21 protein-coding genes are annotated in these 23,081 nt (G+C 60.0%); 18 read left to right on the forward strand and 3 right to left on the reverse strand.

Translation table 11 applies throughout. From position 1 onward, the window contains the following. Nucleotides 1-3 precede the first annotated feature (3 nt). The 13 genes from HU811_RS00190 to HU811_RS00250 all read left to right on the forward strand — a co-directional run bounded on the left by HU811_RS00190 (nt 4) and on the right by HU811_RS00250 (nt 14,443). Nucleotides 4-366: an IacB protein gene (locus tag HU811_RS00190; protein WP_092396437.1), complete on the forward strand. Its 363-nt coding sequence runs from the start codon at nt 4-6 to the stop codon at nt 364-366. 116 nt (nt 367-482) lie between these two features. Next, nucleotides 483-1,757, forward strand: coding sequence for an aromatic ring-hydroxylating oxygenase subunit alpha (locus tag HU811_RS00195; protein WP_186653058.1), 1,275 nt, complete (start codon nt 483-485; stop codon nt 1,755-1,757). Between the two features lie 15 nt (nt 1,758-1,772). After that, nucleotides 1,773-2,249: an aromatic-ring-hydroxylating dioxygenase subunit beta gene (locus HU811_RS00200; protein WP_092396441.1), complete on the forward strand. Its 477-nt coding sequence runs from the start codon at nt 1,773-1,775 to the stop codon at nt 2,247-2,249. Between the two features lie 12 nt (nt 2,250-2,261). Continuing rightward, nucleotides 2,262-3,002: an SDR family NAD(P)-dependent oxidoreductase gene (locus HU811_RS00205; RefSeq protein ID WP_186653061.1), complete on the forward strand. Its 741-nt coding sequence runs from the start codon at nt 2,262-2,264 to the stop codon at nt 3,000-3,002. A gap of 52 nt (nt 3,003-3,054) precedes the next feature. Continuing rightward, nucleotides 3,055-4,014, forward strand: a complete 960-nt coding sequence (locus tag HU811_RS00210) for a PDR/VanB family oxidoreductase (RefSeq protein WP_186653064.1) — start codon at nt 3,055-3,057, stop codon at nt 4,012-4,014. 11 nt (nt 4,015-4,025) lie between these two features. Beyond that, nucleotides 4,026-4,523 carry a flavin reductase gene (locus HU811_RS00215; RefSeq protein ID WP_123417035.1) on the forward strand — a complete coding sequence of 166 codons (498 nt, stop codon included), beginning with the start codon at nt 4,026-4,028 and terminating at the stop codon, nt 4,521-4,523. Between the two features lie 205 nt (nt 4,524-4,728). Then, nucleotides 4,729-6,177 carry an APC family permease gene (locus HU811_RS00220; protein WP_186653067.1) on the forward strand — a complete coding sequence of 483 codons (1,449 nt, stop codon included), beginning with the start codon at nt 4,729-4,731 and terminating at the stop codon, nt 6,175-6,177. A 302-nt stretch (nt 6,178-6,479) separates the two neighbouring features. Continuing rightward, nucleotides 6,480-7,148, forward strand: a complete 669-nt coding sequence (locus tag HU811_RS00225) for a GntR family transcriptional regulator (protein ID WP_186653070.1) — start codon at nt 6,480-6,482, stop codon at nt 7,146-7,148. A gap of 76 nt (nt 7,149-7,224) precedes the next feature. Then, on the forward strand, nt 7,225-8,031 hold the full coding sequence (locus HU811_RS00230) for an ABC transporter substrate-binding protein (RefSeq protein ID WP_092396453.1): 807 nt from the start codon (nt 7,225-7,227) through the stop codon (nt 8,029-8,031). A gap of 11 nt (nt 8,032-8,042) precedes the next feature. Beyond that, a complete protein-coding gene (locus HU811_RS00235; RefSeq protein ID WP_047225541.1) occupies nt 8,043-8,819 on the forward strand; it encodes an amino acid ABC transporter permease in 777 nt (258 codons plus the stop codon). A 2-nt stretch (nt 8,820-8,821) separates the two neighbouring features. Beyond that, nucleotides 8,822-9,601 (forward strand): amino acid ABC transporter ATP-binding protein, encoded by a 780-nt coding sequence (locus HU811_RS00240; protein WP_186653073.1) that lies wholly within the window; start codon nt 8,822-8,824, stop codon nt 9,599-9,601. Between the two features lie 76 nt (nt 9,602-9,677). After that, complete coding sequence (locus HU811_RS00245) at nt 9,678-11,288, forward strand: gamma-glutamyltransferase family protein (RefSeq protein ID WP_186653076.1); 1,611 nt, start codon at nt 9,678-9,680, stop codon at nt 11,286-11,288. 260 nt (nt 11,289-11,548) lie between these two features. Beyond that, on the forward strand, nt 11,549-14,443 hold the full coding sequence (locus HU811_RS00250; RefSeq protein ID WP_186653077.1) for a sensor domain-containing phosphodiesterase: 2,895 nt from the start codon (nt 11,549-11,551) through the stop codon (nt 14,441-14,443). Between the two features lie 113 nt (nt 14,444-14,556). Here HU811_RS00250 and HU811_RS00255 read toward each other — a convergent pair whose 3' ends face one another. Then, a complete protein-coding gene (locus tag HU811_RS00255) occupies nt 14,557-15,183 on the reverse strand; it encodes a LysE family translocator (protein WP_047225545.1) in 627 nt (208 codons plus the stop codon). A gap of 304 nt (nt 15,184-15,487) precedes the next feature. On the opposite strand from HU811_RS00255, the gene HU811_RS00260 reads away from it, so the two are divergent. Next, the gene (locus HU811_RS00260; protein ID WP_186653078.1) at nt 15,488-16,180 is read left to right on the forward strand and encodes a type 1 glutamine amidotransferase domain-containing protein; all 693 of its coding nucleotides are present in this window, start codon (nt 15,488-15,490) and stop codon (nt 16,178-16,180) included. 110 nt (nt 16,181-16,290) lie between these two features. On the opposite strand, the gene HU811_RS00265 is transcribed toward HU811_RS00260, so the two are convergent. Continuing rightward, nucleotides 16,291-17,187, reverse strand: coding sequence for a LysR family transcriptional regulator (locus tag HU811_RS00265; RefSeq protein ID WP_186653079.1), 897 nt, complete (start codon nt 17,185-17,187; stop codon nt 16,291-16,293). A gap of 111 nt (nt 17,188-17,298) precedes the next feature. Here HU811_RS00265 and HU811_RS00270 point away from each other — a divergent pair, with 111 nt between their 5' ends. Beyond that, nucleotides 17,299-18,126: an SDR family oxidoreductase gene (locus HU811_RS00270; RefSeq protein ID WP_186653080.1), complete on the forward strand. Its 828-nt coding sequence runs from the start codon at nt 17,299-17,301 to the stop codon at nt 18,124-18,126. Nucleotides 18,127-18,171: 45 nt separating this feature from the next. Here the strand turns inward: HU811_RS00270 and HU811_RS00275 are convergent, their stop codons facing one another. Next, a complete protein-coding gene (locus HU811_RS00275) occupies nt 18,172-19,062 on the reverse strand; it encodes a LysR family transcriptional regulator (protein WP_092396467.1) in 891 nt (296 codons plus the stop codon). Between the two features lie 168 nt (nt 19,063-19,230). Here HU811_RS00275 and HU811_RS00280 point away from each other — a divergent pair, with 168 nt between their 5' ends. From HU811_RS00280 to HU811_RS00290, 3 genes are all read left to right on the forward strand, one after another. After that, nucleotides 19,231-20,313 carry a 4-oxalomesaconate tautomerase gene (locus HU811_RS00280; RefSeq protein ID WP_092454731.1) on the forward strand — a complete coding sequence of 361 codons (1,083 nt, stop codon included), beginning with the start codon at nt 19,231-19,233 and terminating at the stop codon, nt 20,311-20,313. 56 nt (nt 20,314-20,369) lie between these two features. Next, complete coding sequence (locus HU811_RS00285) at nt 20,370-21,674, forward strand: CitMHS family transporter (protein WP_186653081.1); 1,305 nt, start codon at nt 20,370-20,372, stop codon at nt 21,672-21,674. Between the two features lie 89 nt (nt 21,675-21,763). Further along, entirely contained in the window at nt 21,764-23,017 is a 1,254-nt protein-coding gene (locus tag HU811_RS00290) for an OprD family porin (RefSeq protein WP_186653082.1), read from the forward strand. The last annotated feature ends 64 nt before the right edge of the window (nt 23,018-23,081 follow it).

A 23,081-nucleotide genomic window follows, 5' to 3' on the forward strand; every position in this document is an offset into this window, starting at 1 on the left:
AAAATGAGTGATAAGAAAATGCTGCGCGTGCTGTTTTGCATGGGTATCAACCAGAACTTTTTCGACGCCCCCCGCGACGAGCAACTGCAAGTGTGGGCAGCGTTCAGCGCCATGTGGAACGGCATTCACGACCTCGCCGGAGTAAAGGTGCTGGGCAACATGGACGACGACCAGAGCATGGTCGGGCCTTCCGATGGCTTCCCCTGGACCACCTACCTGTTGGCCGACGTACCGGATATCGAAACGGTGCACGCGGCGTGCAACCTGTTCCGCAGCACGCCGGTGGGCGAGGGCCTCTACAAGTTGTGGCGCTACGCCAAGGTCGAAGCCCGGGTTGGACGCGAACTGATCATCCAGCGCGCCTGACGCTCGCGAGCGTATTTCGAATGACCGCGAGCGGCGCGAGGCGCCCTTGACTGCCCGGGTCGCGCCCACGCGACCCGCTATTGATCTGTCGGCACCTGCGCCGACGAGGAGATACCGTGACCCAGTTGATTCCAGCCGTAAACCTTGCCATCGATCCTGCCGATCTGGTGCAGGCTGATCGTGTGCACACCTCGATGTACACCGATGCACAGCTATTCGATGCCGAGCTCGAGAAAATCTTCTATAGCACCTGGATCTGGGTGGCCCACGAAAGTGAGATCCCAGACAGCGGCAGCTACAAGACCACCTACATTGGCAAGCAGCCGGTCATCGTGGTCCGCGACCGCAAGAAGGACGTGCATGTGCTGCTCAATCGTTGCCGTCACCGCGGTGCCACGGTGTGCGAGCACAAGAAGGGCAAGACCAACAGCTTCGTGTGTCCTTACCACGGCTGGGGCTACGCCCTGGACGGTTCGCTGCGTGGCATCCCGCATCCAGAGAGTTACGCCGATTGCATCGACAAGGCCGAGCTGCCTTTGGTCAGCCTGCGAACCGAGCGCTATGCGGGCATGATCTTCGCCACCTTCAAAGACGACATCGAACCGCTGGAGGACTACCTCGGCGCGGCGAAGAAATGGATGGACCTGTTCATGAAGCAAGGTGCCGGTTATGGCATCAAGGTGCCGGGCGAACATCGCTTCCGCTTCCCGGGCAACTGGAAAATCCAGCTGGAAAACACCACCGACGCCTATCACTTCCCACTGGTTCACAAGAGCTTCCTGTCGTCGGTGGACGAACAGACCATGGAACTGTTCGATTTCGTCAAAGGGCCTGGCTATGTCGAGGACCTGGGCAACGGCCACAGCGTGATGGTGATGATCCCCGATCTCATCGACCTGGAGGCTGACCTGGACAGGCCGATCCCCGAGCGGTTCGAAGCACTGGCCGCCGAACTGCGCGCCGAAGGCATCGAAGAACAGCAGGTGCGCCGGATCGTGCGTGCGGTGGGCGGCACCGGCTTCAACCTGAACCTGTTTCCCAACGTCGCCTGCTCGATGGCGTTTTTCCGGGTGTTACAGCCGATCTCCGTCAACGAGACCGAGATCCATCATTCGGTGATCACCATGGACGGCGGACCGGCCGTGGCCAACCGCTACCGCTTGCGCCTGCATGAGCATTTCCAGGGGCCGATGGGTTTTGGCACGCCGGATGACTCCGAAGCCTGGGAACGCGTCCAGAAGGGCGCCAATGCTGGTGAAGACCTGTGGATCATGCTCAACCGTGGCCTGCCCGGCGAGCAGCCCAGCCAGGATGGGCGGGTGTCTGACGTGAGTGCCGAAACCGGCATGCGCGCCGGTTACCAGCAATGGAAAAAGATGATGTCGGCCTGACCTGTGGAGAACCTTATGAACCTGCAATTGCTGCAAGAAGTCACCGCTTTCATCTGGCAGGAAGGCGACATGCTGGACCACGGCGAATACGACACCTGGTTGAAGATGTGGACCGAAAAAGGCACCTACATCATCCCGATCAACCCCAAGGAAACCGACTTCGAGAACACGCTCAACTACGCCTACGACGATCACCACATGCGCGAGTTGCGCGTGCAGCGCCTGATTGGCGGGGAGTCGATCTCCACCAGCCCGCAGCCGCGTACCGTGCGTACGCAATCGCGCTTCCGGGTGCTGCGCGATGACGGCATGACCGTCACCGTACGTTGCGCGCAGAACGTGCGCGAATTCCGCAAGGAGAGCCTGAAGTTCTACAGCGCCGACCTGACCTACGAGCTGGTGCGTGCCGATGGCAGCTTCAAGATCCAGCGCAAGCTGGTCAGTCTGATCAACAGTGACGATGCCCTTGCCGGTATCGGCTACATCCTCTAAGGGGGGGCTGACATGAGCCATATCGCATTGGTGACGGGCGCGGGGCAGGGGTTGGGGCAACATTTTTGCGCCAGCTTGCTGCGGGCGGGCTACGCCGTGGTCATCACCGACATCGAGCTGCAGGCGGCCAAGGCCTGTGCCCTGCAGTTGGACCCCGGTGGCAAGTCCACCCTGGCGCTGCAATTGGACGTCGGCAACAAGGCTGATTTCGAGCGCGTACTGGTCCAGGTACTGGAGCATTTTGGCGGCTTGCATGTCGTGGTCAACAACGCAGCCGTCACCAAGACCACGCCGCTGATGCAGATCAGCCCGGAGGAATTCGACGCCGTCGTGTGCCTGAACCTGCGCAGCGTGTTCCTGAGTTGCCAGGTCCTGGGCGCGCACCTGGCCGAGGCCGGTTACGGTCGCATCATCAACATGGCCTCCCTGGCGGGGCAGAACGGCGGGACCGCCACCGGTGCGCACTATGCCGCCAGCAAGGGCGCCATCGTCACCCTGACGAAGATTTTCGCCAAGGAATTCGCGGCGCAGGGCGTCACCGTAAATGCCATCGCGCCGGGGCCCATCGATTCGGCGGCGGTCCGCTCGGCGGTGCCGGCGGAGCGCTTGCCAGGCCTGCTCGCCAATATCCCGGTGCAACGCTTGGGCGATGCGGATTTCCTGGGCGACTTGATTGTGCAGTTGGCACGCCCCGAAGCCTATTTCACCACCGGGGCGACCTGGGACGTGAATGGCGGCCTGTTCATGCGTTGACTGATACCGGGCCGCCACGGGCGGTCTTCTCGAACTCGTTGGAATAACGGTCATGAATGAAGAACTGTTGGACGTAGTCGTGCGCAAGCGCGAGCTGCAAGGGGACGGCGTCGTCGTCCTGGACCTGAGTCGTCGCGACGGCGCCGCCCTGCCGGTGTTCGACGCTGGGGCGCACATCGATATTCACCTGGGCCAGGGACTGGTACGCCAGTATTCGCTGTGCGGCAATCCCGCCGATCCAAGCGTCTATCGGCTGGGTGTACTCAAGGACCCGGCTTCCCGTGGCGGGTCGATCAGTGTGCACGACACGCTGCTCGAAGGCTGTGAATTGAAGATCAGCGCGCCACGCAACCTGTTTCCGCTGGCCACGCAGGCGCGGCACTCGATCCTGCTGGGCGGGGGCATCGGTGTTACGCCGATGATCGCCATGGCGTATGCCCTGCACCAGGCCGGCAAGTCTTTTGAACTTCACTACTGCGGGCGCGAGCGCAGCCGCAGTGCGTTTCTCGATGAGCTGGCCTGTGCGCCGTTCGCCGCGAATGTGTCCACCCACTTCGACAACGAAGGTCCCGGGCAGGCACTCGACCTGGCCAAGGTGTTGGGCAAGGGAGAGGACGGCGTGCACATGTACACCTGCGGGCCTGGCGGATTCATGGACTGGGTGATCGAGGGCGCACGTAGACAAGGGTATGCCGAGACGCACATCCACAAGGAGTATTTCCAGGTGGAGGTGGACGGTTCCGGCGCCGGCTTCGAGGTGGTGGCCGCGCGCAGTGGCAAGACCGTACAGGTTGCCGAAGGACAGAGCATTCTCGCCGCGCTGGCGCAAGTGGGCATCAAGATCGAGATTTCCTGCGAGCAAGGCGTCTGCGGGACGTGCTTGTGCGATGTGCTCGAAGGCGAGCCGGATCATCGTGATGTGTACCTCACGGACGATGAAAAAGCCGGCAACGATCAAATTCTAGTGTGCTGTTCGCGCGCCAAATCCAAGAAACTCGTGCTGGATATCTGAGGGGAACGACCATGGTAGACGTAAGCACTTTCCGCAATGCAATGGCCATGCTCGGTGGCGCTGTGTCGGTCATTACCACCGATGGTGAGGCGGGTCGTTTTGGCTTTACCGCTTCTGCGGTGTGCAGTGTGACCGACTCGCCGCCAACGCTGCTGGTGTGCATGAACCGCTCATCGCATTCCAACGAGCATTTCAAGCGCAACGGCGCAATCTGCATCAACATTTTATGCGGCAATCATCACGAGCTGTCCGGCGCCTTCGCCAATCGAGCGCTGACGATGGATGAGCGCTTCGCGGTCACCGACTGGACCACGCTGCAAAGCGGTGCGCCGGTCATGCTCGAGGCATTGGCCAACTTTGACTGCCGTATCGCCCAGGTGCACGAGGTCGGGTCCCACAGCATCTTCTATTGCGAAGTCCAGACCATTCGCCAGAGCGGCGCGGATGAAGGCCTGGTGTATTTCAACCGGGCTTATCACCGCCTGTGCGAGGCCTCCAAGGCCTGTTGACCCGCGCGCAATGCCGGGCCAGCCGAACGAGGCGCTCGTGCCGGCGGCAGGTCCCGCAAACTAGGCCAATATGGGATAGCCGCCGCGGCGCACGGCGTCCTAACATCCGGTTCAATGGATGAACCTAATAATAATTCGCCACCTGCCTTGCCTGTCACGGTGGCTTTTCCCGCAACGACTGCCCTCATAAAACAAGGTAAATAAAATGAGCGTATCAACCTGCGGCAGTTCCGCCACGGAACTGCGCCGCGGCACCCTGGGTGCCGCCATGATCATCTTCTTCGTTGTGTCTGCAGCCAGCCCGCTCAGTGTCCTGGCGGGAGGGTTTCCCATCGGTATCATGCTGGGCAACGGTGCCGGCATGCCGGCGCTATTGCTGGCCACTTTGCTGGTGTTGCTGTGTTTCGCCGCAGGCTACACCACCATGGCCCGTCATGTTGTTCATGCCGGGGGCTTCTACGCCTTCATTTCCCAGGGGCTCGGCGGCCTGGCGGGAGGCGCGGCCGGGGTGTTGGCGATCGTGGCCTACAACATTCTGCAGGCCGGCATGTATGGGCTGTTCGGCGCCGTGGTCGCCGGTAACCTGGAAGCGGCGCTGGGTGTCCAAGTGCCGTGGTGGAGCTGTTCGTTCGCGGCCTTGGGGCTGATCGCTTTTCTCGGCTACCGCAACATCGATCTGTCCGCACGGGTGCTGTCGGTGGTGGTGATCGCCGAGTACGCCGTGGTGTTGATTCTCGATGTGGTCATCATCGGCCACGGCGGCGCCGACGGTGTCGATTTCAGCGCCTTTACGCCGACGCAGGTGACCCAGGGCAATCCGTCCATCGGGCTGTTGTTCTGCTTTGCGGCATTCATCGGTTTCGAAGCCACCACCCTGTATGGCGAAGAGGCCAAGGACGCCAAGCGCACCATTCCCATTGCCACCTATGCCTCCGTGTTGTTGATTGGTGGTTTCTACACCCTGTCGGTGTGGGCCATGGTCATTGGTGCGGGCAGCGATGAGATCGTTGCGCGCCTCCAGGCCATGTCGGATCCGACCACTTTCCTGTATGCGCTTTCGGATCAATACGTGGGCAGCGGCCTGACCAACCTGATCAGGCTGTTATTCATGGTGAGCCTGTTCGCTGGTTTGCTGGCCTTTCACAATGCCGCCGCGCGGTATTTCTTCGCCATTGGCCGTGACGGGCTGATTCCCCGGAAACTGGGCACCACCCACTTGCTCCATCAAAGCCCGCACGTGGGCTCCGGCCTGCAAAGCCTGATCGCCGTGCTGATCGTGTCGGTTTTTGCCCTGCTTGGCGCTGATCCGGTGATGCAGCTGTTCGCCTGGTTTTCCAACCTGGCAACGCTGTGCCTGATCCTGTTGATGGCCATGACCTCCCTCGCGGTCATCTTCTACTTCCGGGCCAATCCGCATCTGGCTACCAGCAAGTTGCGGTGCCTGTTCTTGCCAGCCTTTTCCGGCTTGGCGCTGGCCGGCATCTGGCTGATGGCGCTGATGCATTTCGATGTACTCACCGGTGCCAGCAAGGAGCTGTCGATCGTGTTGTGCTCGATCATCCCGCTGACGGCCCTCATTGGTGTGATATTGGCGGCGCGCTTGCGCACCACGGCGCCATTGCGGTTCCGCTCATTGGGGCACCAGGCGGTGTGAAACGCCAGTAACCTGCATCACGCGCAGAAAATGCTCCGTGTCGAATGATCCGGAGCATTTTTTTGTCTCCCACATCCTTACGGTGTTACCTGGCTACCGCTATGCACATGAATGGGCAGGGCGTGAGCCTTTTGGTAGCACTTTTGTGCGCTTTTCGTCCGTTTTCAGCGACGTCCCGAAACCGGGTTCGGCGAGGATGTCTCCTGAATCAATCACTTGCGCCTTGTCAAATGCTGTTGGCACGCATCCTGCTATTTTTGAATTTATGGATAATTGGATACAAAAATTCAAAAGGTGCCGCCATGCAATTCGTTCCGACTTTTGCTGAACGCCCGCCGATGACGGCCGAGGAGGAGGCTTACAACTTCCTGCTGAACGCCATTTGTGGCGGACGATTGCGCAAGGGGGACCGGCTGATCGCCGAGGACATCGCCAGCGAGATCGGTATGAGCCGGATGCCCGTGCGCGAGGCGTTTCGTCGCTTGGACGCCCAAGGCCTGGTGACCCTCAGGCCCAATCGCGGGGCCATTGTCAGTGGTCTGGATATCGATGAACTGCACGAAGTTTTCGAGATGCGCAGCGTCCTCGAAGGGCTGGCGATCCGTGTCGCGGTCGCCAGGATAGGCGAGCGCCAATTGGCTGCCTTGGAGCGTCTGCTGGACGAGATGGACGATTACCGCGAGGAAAGCGCCGAGTGGGTCAGCCGGCATCGTGCCTTTCATGAATACCTGTGCAGCCTCAGCGGTCGTCCCCGGTTGCTGAAGCAGATCAGTGCCCTCTATTCCCTGATCGAGGCGCCCATGCGCCTATGGCTTGAGCACGTGGAAAAACCCCTGAGTGCGCGCCAGGAACACGCGGTGATCCTCGACGCGATTCGTACTGGCGACGCCGATAAGGCCGAGGCCGTGGTGCGCGCGCACATCGAAGGCACTGTTCCTGAGTTGATCCAGTTTCTGCAATCGAAAAATTAACCAGAGCGGGCCCCGAGCCTGCCGTTGTTTTGACTTTGAGTACTGCCCGTTACTAACTGAACTGGAGTGTCTGGTCATGCATAAGCCTCGCCTGTTGGTTGCCGCCCTATCCTTGGGATTCTGTGCTCAGTGGGCGGTTGCCGCGCCCGTTGTTCCGGAGCGCTTGCTCAAGGTCGAAAAACTCGTCTATTGCTCAGGCATGGATTCGCCACCCCTGGTGTCCTTCGATGAAGCGCAGAAACCCAGGGGCTTGACCGTTGACCTGGGCCTTGAGATCGCCGAGCGCCTGGGCGGCAAGAAAGTCGAGTGGCGGGTGATTCCCTTTTCCGGACTGCTCCCGGCGTTGCTCGCCAAGCAGTGCGACATGATCGTCGACCAGTTGTTCGACAAACCCGAGCGCCGCGAGGTGATCGACATCGTCAACTACATGTATTCCAGCCAGGCGGTGGTCGTGCCCAAGGGCAATCCGAAGGGCCTCAAGACGCTGCCGGACCTCTCCGGACACAAGGTCGCGGTGCTCAACGGTTCCACCATCAAGACCCTGCTAGACGCCGAGAACGAAACCCTGGCCAAGTCCGGCAAGCCGGCGATGAAGCTGGTGGTCTACAACACCGACACCGATGCTTTCCAGGCCCTGCGTATCAGCCAGGTCGACGCCTATGGCACCACGGTGGAAACCGCCGGTTATTACGCCGCCATGGCGCCCGATCTGTTCGAGGAAGGGGTGCCGGCCTTCAGCCGGATTCTCACCGGCCTCGGCATCCGCAAGGACGATGCGCAACTGACCGCCGCCGTGCAGCAGGTGATCAACGACATGCGCAGTGATGGCAGCTACAGCCAGCTACTGAGCAAATGGCATGTCGCCAGTGACACTCTTGATTGAGGTGAGCGTCGATGAACTTCAATTGGGATGTGTTTTGGCAGTACCTGTTGCAGCCCAGTGATGTTTACCTCACCGGGCTCTGGCTGACCTGCGTGATCAGCGTGTTGGCGATGCTGCTGGGTTGCTTCCTGGGACTGGCCGCAGCGTTGCTACGGTTGTCGAGCAATCCGTTGCTGCATTTGCCGGTGCGTTTTTATGTGTGGCTGATGCGCGGCACGCCGTTGCTGGTGCAGATTGTCTTTCTCTATACAGCGCTGGCGGCAGGGGGGATTTTCCGCTTCGAAGACATCGATCTGTTCGGCCTGGTGATTCCCGGCAATATCCAGGCGGCGATCATTGCTCTGGGGCTCAACGAAGGTGCTTATATGGCCGAGATCATCCGGGCCGGCATCGGTGCGGTGGACAAGGGCCAGTACGAAGCCGGGCGTTCCCTGGGCATGACATTCGCCAAACTGATGCGCCGCATTGTCTTGCCCCAGGCGTTCCGGGTCATCGTCCCGCCACTGGGCAACGAGTTCAACGTGATGCTCAAGAACACCACGTTGGTCAGTGTGATCGGCGTACAGGAACTGTTGCTCAGTACTCAGATGGTCACGTCGGCGACGTTCCGGGTGTTCGAGTTGTACCTGGTGGTGGCGATCTATTTCCTCTTGCTGACCACTCTCTGGGGCTTTTTCCAACGTTGGCTGGAAGCCCGTTTCGGCCAATCGGACCGGCCCTCGTCACCGCCGCCGGCGTCGACGCGGATGTTCGGTCGCAGCACCCTGAACTTGCTGAGGGCTCGTTAACCATGGCGCACAAAAGTGAAGAGCTGATCATCGAGGCGCTGGATGTGCACAAATCTTTTGGCAACCTGCAGATCCTCAAAGGTATTTCCCTGCAAGTACGGCGCGGCGAAGTGGTGGTGCTGATCGGTGCCTCCGGCTCGGGCAAGACCACCTTTATCCGCTGCATCAATCTGCTGGAAGACATTCAGGGCGGGCGCATCCGCGTCAATGGCCGGGCCATGGGCTATCGCGAGCGGGCGGACGGCAGCCTGGTGCGTGAGTCGGAGCGCAACATCGCCCGCCAACGCCGGGACATCGGCATGGTGTTTCAGCGTTTCAACCTGTTCCCCCACATGACGGCCCTGGAGAACATCATCGAGGCGCCGATCCAGGTGCTCGGGATACCTCGCACCGAAGCGCTGGACCAGGCCCGCGTGTTGCTTGAGCGGGTCGGCCTGGCGGACAAGGCCAACCACTACCCGTCGATGCTCTCTGGCGGGCAACAGCAACGGGTGGCGATTGCCCGTGCCCTGGCGATGAAACCCCAGGCCATGCTGTTCGACGAACCCACCAGCGCCCTCGACCCGGAAACCGTTGGCGAGGTGCTGCAAGTGATGAAAGCGCTGGCAGAGGAGGGCATGACCATGGTGGTGGTCACCCATGAAATGGGCTTTGCCCGGGAAGTGGCTGACCGTGTGGTGGTGCTGGACCAAGGTGAGCTTATCGAACAAGGCCCGCCGGAGCAGATCTTCAGTCACCCCACGCACCCTCGAACCCGGGCTTTTCTCAGTCGCGTGTTATGACCGTTCCAAGAGTGTTCGCCCTGAGCCCCGTCAATTGAGCCCCGCCAATGAATCCTTGTGTTGAAGAGTCTTTGCCATGCTGAAATTTTCTGCTCACGAGTACCCTTACCCATCACAACGCCAGAGCGTTTTTGCCCGCCGGGGCATGGTCGCCGCTTCCCAGCCTTTGGCTGCCCAAGCGGGCATCGAGATCATGCAAAAGGGCGGCAATGCCATTGATGCCGCCATCGCCACCGCGGCGGCGCTGACGGTGGTGGAGCCCACGGGGTGCGGCATCGGCGGCGATGCTTTTGCCTTGGTCTGGTGCAAGGGCCAGTTACATGGCCTCAACGGCAACGGCCATGCACCGGCGTCCCTGAGCATCGAGGCGGTCAAGGCGGCCGGCCATGAACAGATGCCGCTCTATGGCTGGACGCCGGTGACCGTCCCGGGTTGCCCGTCGGCCTGGGCCGAGTTGTCGCAACGCTTCGGCAAGCTGCCCTTTGCCGTGTTGCTGCAGCCAGCGATCAGCCTGGCGCGGGACGGTTTTGCGCTGTCGCCGGTGGTTGCCTATCAATGGCAGATCGCTTTGAACGAATTCACGCCTCATCGTGATCAGGTCCTGGATGCCTGGTTCCAGACCTTTCTGATTGACGGTCGCGCGCCACGGGCCGGGGAGATTTTCCGCAACCCGGCCCAGGCCCGCACCCTCGAAGAGCTGGCCGCCACCCGCTGCGAAAGCCTGTATCGCGGCGCCTTGGCCGAACGCCTGGATGCCCACTCCCGGGCCAGCGGCGGCTACCTTCGCGCCACGGACCTGCAGGATTATCGCGCCCAATGGGTGGCACCGATCCACGTCAATTACCGCGGTGTCGATGTCTGGGAAATCCCGCCGAGCGGCCAGGGCCTGGTGGCTTTGATGGCGCTGAAGATACTCGAAGGCTTCAGCTTCGATCACCGCGACAGCCAGCAGACCTGGCATCGCCAGTTGGAGGCCATGAAGCTGGCCTACAGCGATGGCTTGCACTACATCACCGATCCGGCGCATATGCGTGTGGCGGTGGCTGATCTGCTCAGCGATGACTACAGCACGCGTCGTCGCGCCCAGATCGGAGAACAGGCTCAACCTCCCGCACCCGGCGACCCTCACGCCAGCGGCACGGTGTACCTGGCGACCGCTGACGGGGAAGGCAACATGGTCTCGTTCATCCAGAGCAACTACCACGGATTTGGCTCCGGCGTGGTGCTGCCTGACAGCGGGATTGCCTTGCAGAATCGCGGACAGGAATTCAGCCTGGATCCGAGCCACGCCAATTGCCTGGTCCCGGGCAAGAAGACATTTCACACCATTATCCCCGGCTTCCTCACCCAGAATGGCCAGGCCCTTGGCCCTTTCGGCGTGATGGGCGGCTACATGCAGCCCCAGGGCCATGTGCAGATGGTGATGAACCTGGTGGACTTCGGCCTGAACCCGCAAGCGGCGCTGGACGCTCCGCGCTGGCAGTGGCTGGGTGAGATGAAGGTGGGCATCGAGCAGGGTGCCTCCGGCGACTTGGCCAATGCCTTGGCGCGGCGCGGTCATGAAGTGCAGATCGCCAGTGACCTGACTGATTACGGACGAGGCCAGATCATCCTCCGCGACCCGGTCAGCGGTGTCCTGTGTGGCGGCACCGAGCCGAGGGCGGATTCTCATATTGCGGTGTGGTAGGCACGACTGCGCTATACGGAACCCCTCATGAGCGGGCCGCGCTCGTAGGGATTCTCGGTGGCAGATGGCTGGGATAACCTGGATGACGAGCGCCGCCGCAGGCACCACCCCACGACCGATGAACACACATTGCGTCGTGATAGCACTCAAGTGAATAAAACGATTGAAAAAACCCTCCGGACGCTATACACCGAAGGCTCACTGGCATATTGCCCGGCAATCAGTTATTCAATCTCGCCATTGCGGCGCAGGGAGCGCTGATGAGTTTTCGCCCATTGAGCGATCCCCCGCAGCAATCGAATCATTGCGGTGTGGCAACTCACCCGCAAGAAAACCCGGATGCGGCCGGCATGGCATACGTTGGCAACGAAGACGCGATCGAACAATTGCTGGAATCAGCGCGCACCTGGGCCCACACCACCCAGTGGGTGGTTTATCGCGCCGGTGAACAACTGCATCGGGTGGGGCAGGGCGACCCTCGAGCGCAGTGGCCGGCCAGCGTTGCGAACGAAGAGTTCGAGCGCTTTTGCCGGACCCAACGATTGTGCCGCTGGCCGACCGGTCGGGGCGAAAATGTGCTGGGTTGGCTACTGGCGCCAGTCAGCGCTGCCCAAGAGCCAGCCTTCGCCGAGTTTGCCCTGCGTTTGGGTATCCAGATACAGACCAATACCCTGGCCCGCGCCCAGATTACTCAGCGTGTGCTGTATGAAATTACCTACCTGGCCAGTTCCACCCGCGACCGCTCCGTGTTCCTGGTGGGGGTTCACCGGTTGCTCGCCAGCCTGATCGATGCCGAGAACTTTTATCTCGCGCTGTATGACCCCCACAGCGGAAAGATCGACTACCCGTATTACGTCGACATCATCGATGTCGATGCCGTGGAGGCCCAACACTACGAATACCTTGATCCTTCGCATCTGTCGTTGACCGGCCAGGTGTTGACCTCGGGTCAGCCGTTGCTGATCGACGCCGCGGGTATTTGCGCCGCTCAGGCTGAGGGCCGTTTCTATTGCGTGGGTGATCGTCCCGAATTCTGGATGGGGGCTCCGCTGAAAAATGCCTCCGATGAAGTGTTTGGCATGCTTGCCATGCAGGTCTACGACGTTGCACGCACCTACAGCGCCGAAGACCGCGCGCTGTTTCTGGTGGTGGCCCGGCACGTGGCCATGGCGCTGGACCGGATTCTGCACCGTGAGGGCATGGAAGAGACGGTGATGCGTCGCACGCTGGAGCTGTCGGCAGTCAACGCCGCGTTGAGACAGGAAGTGGCGGACCGCGAGCGCGCCGAGCACCTGCAGAGCGCGCTGTTCCAGATTGCAGAACTGTCGAGCCAGCCTGGGGACATGGCGGAGCTGTTCCAAACCTTGCATGGCATTGTCGGTGATTTGCTGTCCGCGCAGAACTTCTACATCGCGCTGTTCGACGACGCGATCGATGAAGTGACCTTTCCGTATTATGTCGATGAGCGCAGAACCACTCTGCCGGCGGCACGACGTGGGTGCCGGGGGCTGACGGAGTACGTTATCCGCCAGCGCCGTCCTTGCCTGATTGACCCTTTTGACGCGGATCGGTTGTCTGCGCAAGGTGAACTCGAAGTGGCCTACGAGTCGGTCCGATTCCATTCCTGGCTGGGCATTCCGTTGTTCGATGGCGATGTGGTACGGGGTGTGCTGGCGGTGCAAAGCTATACCGCCCAAGTGCGCTACACCCTGCGCGACCAAGAACTGCTGACGTTCGTGTCACGGCACATTGATACGGCATTGTCGCGCCGTACCGCCGCAGAGGCGATCCATGCCGCTAACCTCAGGCTCGAAGCCAGGGTACAGGACCGCACCCGTGAGCTCGATCACGCCAACGCCAAGCTGCAACACGAAAACGCCCACGATGCGCTGACTGGGCTGCCGAATCGCACCTACCTGCAGCAGCGCCTCAATCTGGCCTGGGCGCGGTTCGAGAGCGACGGCGGGCAATTGTCGGTGATGTTCATCGACCTCGACCGTTTCAAGATGGTCAACGACAGCTTCGGCCACCATTTTGGCGATTTGCTGTTGATGCAGGCCGCCCACCGCTTGCGCAGTTGCCTGCGAGACACCGACATGCTGGCCCGCCTGGGGGGCGATGAGTTTGCAGTGCTGGCGCCCGAGGCGACACTGGCGGCGGTGATCGAAATCGCCGAGCGGATTCTGTCGGTGTTCGACCTGCCGTTTTTCATCAATGACCACGAAGTTTTTTCGTCCTGCAGCATCGGTATTGTCAGCGCCGACAGTCAGTTCCACCACGAACCCGCTGACTTGCTGCGCGATGCCGATGCGGCGATGTACCGGGTCAAGAGTGCCGGGCGCGACAGTTACGCAGTGTTCAACCAGGAAGTGCGTCGCGAGGTCTCGGACCAGGTCGAGCGCGAAGCGGCCCTGCGCAATGCGCTCAAGCGTACCGACGAACTGTTGCCATATTTTCAGCCGATTGTCAGCGTAGAAAGCGGTGAGCTGGTGGCCCTTGAAGCGCTGATCCGCTGGCATCAACCGGGCGGCCGGATCATCGCGCCGGGCGAGTTTCTGCCCGATGTCGAGGGGTTGCGTCTGATCGGTCGACTGGATCTGTACATGCTCACCAGCATCGTAGCGATCCTCGCACAACCGCAACACGCCAATTGGCCCCCGGTGCATGTCAATTGCTCCAGCTACAGCATGACGCGTCCGGACTTTGCCGATGATGTGCTGGCACTGTTGGCCCGCTACAACGTCGCGCCCTCGCGGATCTGCCTGGAGTTGACCGAAGGTGCGCTGGTGGCCGAGCCCGCCATTGCCCGACTGACCATGCAGCAATTGGCCGACAACGGCATGTCGGTGGTGCTCGATGACTTTGGCGCAGGATTTTCCTCCCTGAGCTATGTGCATCAATACCGTTTCAGCGGTTTGAAGATCGACAAGTCGTTCATTTTCGAGCTGACCAGCAGCCCTCGTAGCCGGGCGATCGTCCGGGCGATCGTGCGTATGGCCGAATCACTGGACCTCAGCGTGGTGGCCGAAGGTGTCGAAGATGAAGAGACGCTGCTCTTGCTGCGGGAGATGGGGGCAGGGCAGGCCCAAGGTTATTATTTTGCCAAGCCGATGGGGCTGCAGGCATTGCTGGCGACTTCGTTGGTCGGTGGCTAGGTGCATAGGGACCTGCCGTTCGTTCTCCCTTCAATTGCCTCTGAATGTTTGAAGAAAAGCCGCGATCACTGGACGCGGCTCGATTTTTATTGCGCCGATCAAACCTGAGGCTGCTACTTCTGCCTGAGGGCGGCGATGGACAGTCCTGACACGATGAAGGTCAATCCCGCCCCGAGGTTCAGTCCGTTGGTAAGGCGTGGGCGTTGACAGATGTATTGCGACAGGCGCGTGGCGAAGATCCCCATCAACGAGAACCCCACGGCCGTCAGCAGGGCGAACCAGAACCCGTAGACCAACATCTGTACGGTGACCGAGCCGAGCGCGGGGTTGATGAATTGAGGGATGAACGCCAGGACGAACAACCCGGGTTTGGGATTTAACGCCGCCGAAAGAAAGCCGGTAAGCAAAATGCTTCGCAGTGGCTGTCGTGCGGCGGGCGCGAAGGTTATCAGGCTTCTGGAGCGCAGCACCTTGATCCCGAGCCAGACCAGATAGGCCGCCCCTACCAATTTGACGACCCAGAAGGCAACCGTCGAGGTCTGGATCAACAGCGTCAGCCCGAGCGAAGCGGTGGTGACGTGAAACAAAATGCCCAGCCCAGACGACAGGCCGGACACGATGGCGGCCAGGCGACCCTGGCTCAGCCCCCGTCCTATGGCCAGCAGATTGTCAGGACCGGGTGACAAGACCAGCAGCACGCAGGCTGCGGTGTAGGTGAACCAGATATCCATCGGAAACACGGTGAAGCTCCCTGTGAGGTATGAATGGGGTCAACGGATGATGCCCGCGAGGCTGTCCTGGATTGTGGCGCTGGCAGAGACAAGACCAAGGTCTTTCATTTCTAGCAGCGGTGAACCGGTTCGGCAACTCAATAACGGGCCCCGAACTCCTCGGCAGCGGGGCTGATTGGGGCGAGTAACGCTGGGATTAACGACCGTTTCATAAGGATTCGCTTCACCCACTTGAACGTCTACTACCACGCGGCCTCTGACGTAATGCAGGGCGAACATACGCCGCTCATTCCGTCTTGGAGGATAGGTTTACATGAACATTCTAATGGTCCTGACGTCCCACGATCAGTTGGGTGACACCGGCAAGAAAACGGGGTTTTGGCTGGAAGAATTCGCCGCGCCCTATTACGTGTTTGTCGACGCCAACGTGACGGTTACGCTCGCCTCACCAAAGGGAGGGCAACCGCCGCTGGACCCCAAGAGCGACGAGGAACAGGCCCAGACGGATGCCACTCGCCGCTTCAGCGCCGATACCCGGGCCCAGGCAGCGTTGGCCGACACGGTGCCGCTGGGCGAAATTGACCCCTACGACTTCGATGCGGTGTTCTACCCCGGAGGCCATGGGCCGCTGTGGGATCTGGCCGAGGACACTGATTCCAAGACCCTTCTCGAAGCCTTTTACGCCGCGAATAAACCCATCGCGGCCGTCTGTCACGCGCCAGGGGTGCTCAAGAACGTCAACGCGCCGGATGGCCATCCAGTGGTCAAGGGCAAGAAAGTGACCGGGTTCACCAACTCTGAAGAAGAGGCCGTGGGATTGACCCAGGTGGTGCCATTTCTGGTGGAGGACATGCTCAAAGCCAGAGGTGGCGAGTATTCAAAGGCGGCAGACTGGGCGAGTTACGTGGTCGAGGATGGCCATCTGATCACCGGCCAGAACCCGGCTTCTTCCGAAGCCGCCGCCAACGCGCTGCTCAAGCGCTTGCAGCAAGAGCAGAAGGCTTGAGTCAGCTCAAACAAGGGCCGGATCGCAACCGACGCGTCGGCCTTGAGGCCGTCGCGCGTTCACCTCGCAAGGGCGCATGCCGTTATGTTCGAATGCACAGTCGCGGACAATCAATGAGACTCGCGCAAGACCTCGATGAAGGCCTGCAAGCCTGAGGGGATATAGCGGTGCCCCGGATAATACAGAAAAAGCCCAGGAATCCTGGGGCACCAATCCGCCAGGACCTCGACCAGACGAGCGTCTGCCAAAGGTTGCGATACCGTATGCTCTGGAATGTAAGCAATGCCGAGCCCGGAAATGGCGGCGTCGACCATGATTTCGGCATTATCGAGGGTTAGCTGCCCTTTGGGCTCGATGACCAAGGATTGGCCGTTCTTGGAGAATTCCCATCTATAAGGTTTACCACTGGGCATCCGGATGCAGATGCATTGATGTCCTGGCAGATCATCCGGCGTAAGAGGGGCAGGATGAGTCTTCAGGTACTGGGGTGACGCCACAGTAATAAATCGCGTATCGGTTCCTATCGGCACGGCGATCATGTCTTGGGGGATCGCTTCACCTAAACGGATACCGGCGTCGAAGCCCTCGGCCACGATATCGATCAGACGGCCCTCGGTCACGAGGTCAACCGACATCTGGGGGAAACGTTCCAGGAATATCGGCAGGGCAGCTTTCATCAAAACGCGCGCGGCCTGTTCGCTGGCATTGATCCGTAAAGTGCCGCTGGGAAGATCCCGGTATTCATTGACTTCCTCAATCGCCAGCTCGAATTCGCGCAACACAGGCGCCAGTCGTCTTAGCAGACGCTCTCCCGCTGCCGTCGGTGAAACGCTGCGCGTGGTGCGGTGCAGCAAACGCACCCCAAGACCGGCCTCCAGCGTTTTCATCATATGACTCAGGGTAGAGGCTGACAGGCCCAACTCATCGGCCGCTTTACGAAAGCTGCGATGAGCAACGATGCGGGTCAGTGCCCGTAAATCGGCAAGCGAAAGGGGCAATTGATTCATGGCTATATTTCATTAGCTCATCCGAATTCTGCCCCATAGTAGCAGCAGTCCGGCTGACGTAGTTTGGTCTCACATCGATGGCAACTCACCCTTCATTCGGAGATCAAGCACATGAGCAAAACCTGGTTAGTGACTGGAAGTTCCTCCGGCATCGGTCTGGCGGTGGTCGAACAATTGCTGGCGCGGGGGGACCGTGTGGCGGCCACTTTGCGTAAGCCTCAGGCCTTGAGTCACTTGAAGACACGCTACGGCGAGCAACTGTGGACAGCGATGCTCGATGTAAATGACACAGCGGCGATCCGCGCTGTGGTTCATCAGGCCTTCACCGAGCTAGGACGTATTGACGTGGTGGTGAGCAGTGCGGGCTACGCGTTGTTTGGTGCGGCGGAGGAGGTCAGCGATGAACAGATCGACCAGCAGTTGCAAACGAATCTGCTCGGTTCTATTCAACTCATCCGTGCCTGCCTACCGTTTCTGCGCAAACAGGGGGGCGGTCGAATTCTTCAAGTGTCCTCGGAGGGCGGGCAGCTCGCTTACCCGAACTTCAGCCTTTACCACGCAAGCAAATGGGCCATTGAGGGATTCGTTGAGTCGGTCGCTCTGGAGGTTGCGCCTTTTGGGATCGAGTTCACCCTGGTAGAGCCGGGCCCGACACGAACTAATTTCGGCGCCGCGCTGGTTCGTCCGCCCGCGATGGCTGAGTACGAGCAAACGCCTGCCGGTGAAGTGCGTAAAGCAATCGCCGAGGGTACTTTCCCGCTTACCGGAGACCCGCAGAAAGTGGCCAGGATCATGCTCGAGATTGTCGATGTCGATCCCGCACCCAGGCGTCTACTGCTAGGCAGCGGGGCTTACGAGCGTGTTCGCAATGCCCTGGTCCAACGGCTGGCTGAGCTGGAGCAATATCAAGCGCTTGCAATGAGCACGGAGGTTGACTGAGATCGGCCCGTTTCTCATCCAGTCCTGATCATGGACCCCGAAAAATCAGTGTTCCCATTGCTCGAGCAATATCGAGACAAATTTTTCCGCTGCGGGGGAGAGCGATGCGCCCCTTCGATAGACCAGGCCCAGCGATCGGTTTACCACCGGATCAATCAACGGCACGCTGACCAATGTCGGGTGATCCTCGGCCGGCATTGCCAAGCTGGGCATGGCCGACACCCCGAGGCCGGCCTCGACCAACCCCAAGGATGTAGACAAGTGCTGCACTTCGTAGAACCACTGCGGACGCCAGCTCAAGCCCGACAAGGCGTGGTCCAGCAGCATTCGATTGCCGCTCAGACGACCGACACCGATCAGTCGATAATCGCTGAGCTCAGACCAGCTTACCGAGCTGCGCCCGGCCAGTTCATGGTCGCGTCGACAGGCTAAAACGAAAGGTTCGTTGACCAATGGCACGAACTCGATGTCCGGGTGCTGGCCACTCATCATATTGATACCGAAATCGGCTTCGCCACGCAGTACCGCCTCGAGCCCTTCGTTGGCGCTGAGGTCGAGCAGGCGGATGCGGATTTTGGGGTAGCGCTCGTTATAAAGGCGGATCACTGAAGGCAGGAAATAGAAGGCCGCAGTGGGGATGCAGGCCAACGTCACCCGACCGATCTGGCGCTCCGCCAGTTCGCGAATGTTGAGAATCGAGTCGTCGAAATCATCCAGCAGGCGCCGCGCCTTGGGCAGGAAATCGCGCCCGACGCTGGTCAGGCTGACCTTTCGGGTGGTGCGATCGAGCAAGGCGGTCCCCAGGCCTTCCTCCAGTTTTTTCATGCGCCGGCTCAGGGCCGGTTGAGAGAGATGCAGCGCATCGGCGGCTTCGTGGAAACTGCCTAGTTCAGCGATTTTAACGAAAGATCGTATGTCCTGAAGCTCGTATTCCATGTTCTTCCTCACTGGGGCAAGAGCAATGCCTGGGAAATCATCGTAAATTAATTCATTCGTGAAACGCAATAATTGCTCTGATCTTTGCATTGGAAACACTTTTAAAACTTTGCCACTCTTGTTTCCAGAACATCAATTATCCAGATTGATCAACAAGAGTTAGTGTTCATGCAGCGAATTCCTTGTGTGCTGATGCGCGGTGGTACTTCCAAAGGACCCGTCTTTCTTGCCTGGGATCTGCCCAGTGCCATCGCCGAACGTGATGAGCTGCTGCTCAACCTGATGGGGTCCGGCCATGAGCTGGAAATCGACGGCATCGGTGGCGGCAGCCCGCAGACCAGCAAAGTGGCAATCGTCAGCCCCTCGTTGCACCCGGACGCGGATGTCGACTATCTGTTCGTCCAGGTCATGGTTTCCCAGCGCCGGGTCGATACCGCACCCAACTGCGGCAACATGCTGTGCGCCGTCGGTCCGTTTGCCATCGAGCAGGGGCTGGTCAAGGCTGGCGGCGATCTGACCCGCGTGCGTATTCGCAACCTCAATACCGGGACCTTCGTAAATTCAGAGGTGCAAACCCCTGGGGGCAAGGTCAGCTATGAAGGGGACACCGCCATCGACGGCGTGCCTGGCACGGCCGCTCCGGTGCAACTGACCTTTCTGGATGCGGCGGGTAGCAAGACCGGCAAGCTCTTCCCGACGGGGCAATCTCTGGACCTGATCGATGGCATCCCCGTGACCTGTATCGACATGGCGATGCCGATGCTGATCGTCGAGGCCCGTCAGCTTGGCAAGCGCGGCGATGAAAGCCCCGCCGAACTGGACGCCGATAAGGCGTTCCTGCAGCGCCTGGAGTCCCTGCGACTCAAAGCCGGCCTGGCCATGGGCCTGGGTGATGTCAGTGACAAGGTCATCCCCAAGCCGGTGCTGGTGTCGCCTGCCAAGTCGGGCGGGACGGTCCAGGTGCGCTACTTCATGCCGCACAACTGTCACCGCGCCCTGGCCATCACTGGCTCCATCGGTCTGGCCACCGCTTGCGTGACGCAAGGCAGCGTCGTGGCGCAGTTGCTCGGCGGCATCAGCGAGCCGCGTCTGCAGCAGGTTCGCATCGAACACCCCAGCGGCGGGATCGATGTCGTGCTGTCCTATACCGGCGAAAAGGGTGAGACCATTCGTGCCTCGGTGGTGCGCACCGCCCGCCGGCTTTTCTCAGGTTACGTCTACGCCACGGTTTCCCAGCGCCTGGCAGGATAGCCCAGGCAGACCTCGTCATTGCATCAGCGACTCAATAACAACAAGAGATCTGACATATGCTCGCTTTACTTGGCTTGGCCATGGTGGTGGTCTTCACCTTCCTGATAATGACCAAACGCTTGTCACCGATCGTCGCCTTGACGGTGGTGCCAATCGTCTTCGCCGTGATCGGCGGTTTTGGCGGTACCACCGGCAAGATGATGCTGGACGGCCTGAAGATGGTCGCGCCGTCGGCGGCGTTGCTGTTGTTCGCCATTCTGTTTTTCGGCCTGATGATCGACGCCGGTCTGTTCGACCCGCTGATCCGCAAGATCCTCAAGCGGGTCAACGGTGACCCGATGAAAATCGCAATCGGCACGGCGCTGCTGTCACTGTTGGTGGCGTTGGACGGTGACGGCACGACCACGTACATGATCACCTGTGCAGCGATGTTGCCGCTGTACAAACGTATCGGCATGAACCCGATGATCCTGGCGACCATTTCCATGCTCTCGTTGAGCATCATGAGTGGCATGACGCCCTGGGGCGGCCCAGCGACCCGTGCGATCGCAGCGCTGGGCCTGGATGCCGGTGAGTATTTCGTACCTTTGCTGCCGACCATGATCGGCGGTGCGATGTGGGTGGTGTTCACGGCGTTCCTGCTGGGGCGTGCCGAACGCAAGCGCATCGGCAACGTCCATCTGCAAAGCGGTGGGGGCAATTGCTACATCAAGGCGATTATTGAAGACACGCCGCACAAGCGTCCGAAACTGGCCTACGTCAACCTGCTGCTGGTGACCGCAGTGATGGTTGCGCTGGTGATGGGGCTTATGCACTCGGCGATCTTGTTCCTGATCGGTTTTGTCCTGGCGTTGATGATCAACTATCCGCAACTGGATGTGCAGAAAGAACGAATCCTCGCTCATTCGGGCAACGCCATGACCGTGGTTCTGCTGGTGTTCGCCGCGGGGATCTTCGCCGGGATCTTCTCCGGGACAAAAATGGTCGATGCGCTGGCGCAAACCCTTGTCGACTGGATTCCGCCATCCTGGGGCCATCTGTTCCCGCTGGTGGTTGCGATTACCAGCATGCCGCTGACGTTCGTATTGTCCAACGATGCCTACTACTTCGGTGTCGTGCCGATCCTGGCCAACGCTGCAGCGGCCTATGGCATTGATCCGGTCGAGATTGCACGGGCCTCCATTCTCGGCCAACCGGTACACCTGATGAGTCCGCTGGTGGCCTCGACCCTGCTGCTGGTCGGCATGGTGGACCGTGATCTGGGCGACTTCCAGAAAGCCACCGTCAAATGGGCGGTGCTCACTTCCCTGGTCGTGACTGCGTTGGCATTGCTGACGGGGGCAATAAGCCTGTTCTCCTGATCACCCACACTTCTTTAACGACCTGACGCCCCACGTCAGTGGGGCGGACGGTTAGCTGCATCCCAAATAACAACAATGAGTAGTTTTAAATGACCTCTGTTTATACCTGTGGAGCTTTATTGACTCTCCTGGCGTTGTTGCCGCTGGCCAATGCCAATGCGCAAGGTTTTATCGACGACAGCAAACTCAAGCTGCAATTGCGCAATGTTTACATCAATGAAAATTTCCGCGATGAACATGGCATGAGTGCGCGAGCGGCCAACACCGCCAAGAGCGAGCGAACCGAATGGGGCCAAGGCTTTTTGCTTGATTATCAGTCGGGATTCACATCTGGCAGCCTCGGCCTGGGTATTGATGCTTTGGGCCTGCTGGGGGTCAAGCTCGACTCTGGCCGCGGTCGTAGCGGCACCGGCTTGCTGCCTTTGCATGATGATGGCCGTGCCGCCGATGAATTTGCGAGCTTCGGCATGACCGCCAAGGCCCGATTTGCCAAGACCACTGTCAAATACGGTACGTTGCTTCCTAAAACGCCGGTGCTCATTTACAACGATGCCCGATTGCTGCCTCAGACCTACCAGGGCGGCCAGTTCACGAGCACCGACATTGACAACCTTAGCCTGACGGGCGGCTATCTTGATCGTTTCAAGTTGCGAGATTCGAGCGACAGTATGCCCATCGTGCCAGACGGCTACAGTGGCGATAAGTCAGGGGACTTCAGTTACCTCGGTGCCGATTACAAGTTGGGCAAGACGATTCGCCTCAGCTACTTCCATGGCGAACTGGAGAACTTCTATCGGCAGAACTTCGCGGGTATCCAGCATGATCTGCCGCTCGGCTCAGGCGTGCTGACCAGTGATCTGCGCTACTTCCGCAGTGTTGATAGCGGTTCTGCCTATGGCGGTAAAATCGACAACCATATGCTCAGCGGCCAACTGTCTTACGCTGTCGCAGGCCATACCGTAGGCGGCGGCTATCAAACACTCAAGGGCGACGCCGGGCTGCCCTACATCAGCGGCGCGTCCGTTTATTCTTTCAGCAACGCCGGCATAGGTAAGTTCATAGAGGAAGACGAGAAGACATGGATGCTCAACTACGGGTACAACTTCGCCGCCCTGGGCGTCCCCGGCCTGACGTTCTCCACTCGTTATCTTAGCGGCGACGATGGAGAGTCCAACACCACAATAAAAGAGTGGGAGCGCGATGCTGAGCTGGCTTATGTGGTGCAGCAGGGCACTTTCAAAGGGGTGGGCGTGAAGCTGCGCAATTACGTCTACCGCTCTGAATTCTCGAGGGGCCGGGACAGTAACCGGCTTTACCTGACCTACGATATTGCCCTTTGGTGATCGTTCGTGCCGACGCACCGACCAATGGCCGGTGCCGCTGGGTTGGCACTTTTTTATCGCCGTC

Source organism: Pseudomonas tehranensis (genome assembly GCF_014268615.1).
In the GTDB taxonomy this organism is placed as follows: Bacteria; Pseudomonadota; Gammaproteobacteria; order Pseudomonadales; family Pseudomonadaceae; genus Aquipseudomonas; species Aquipseudomonas tehranensis.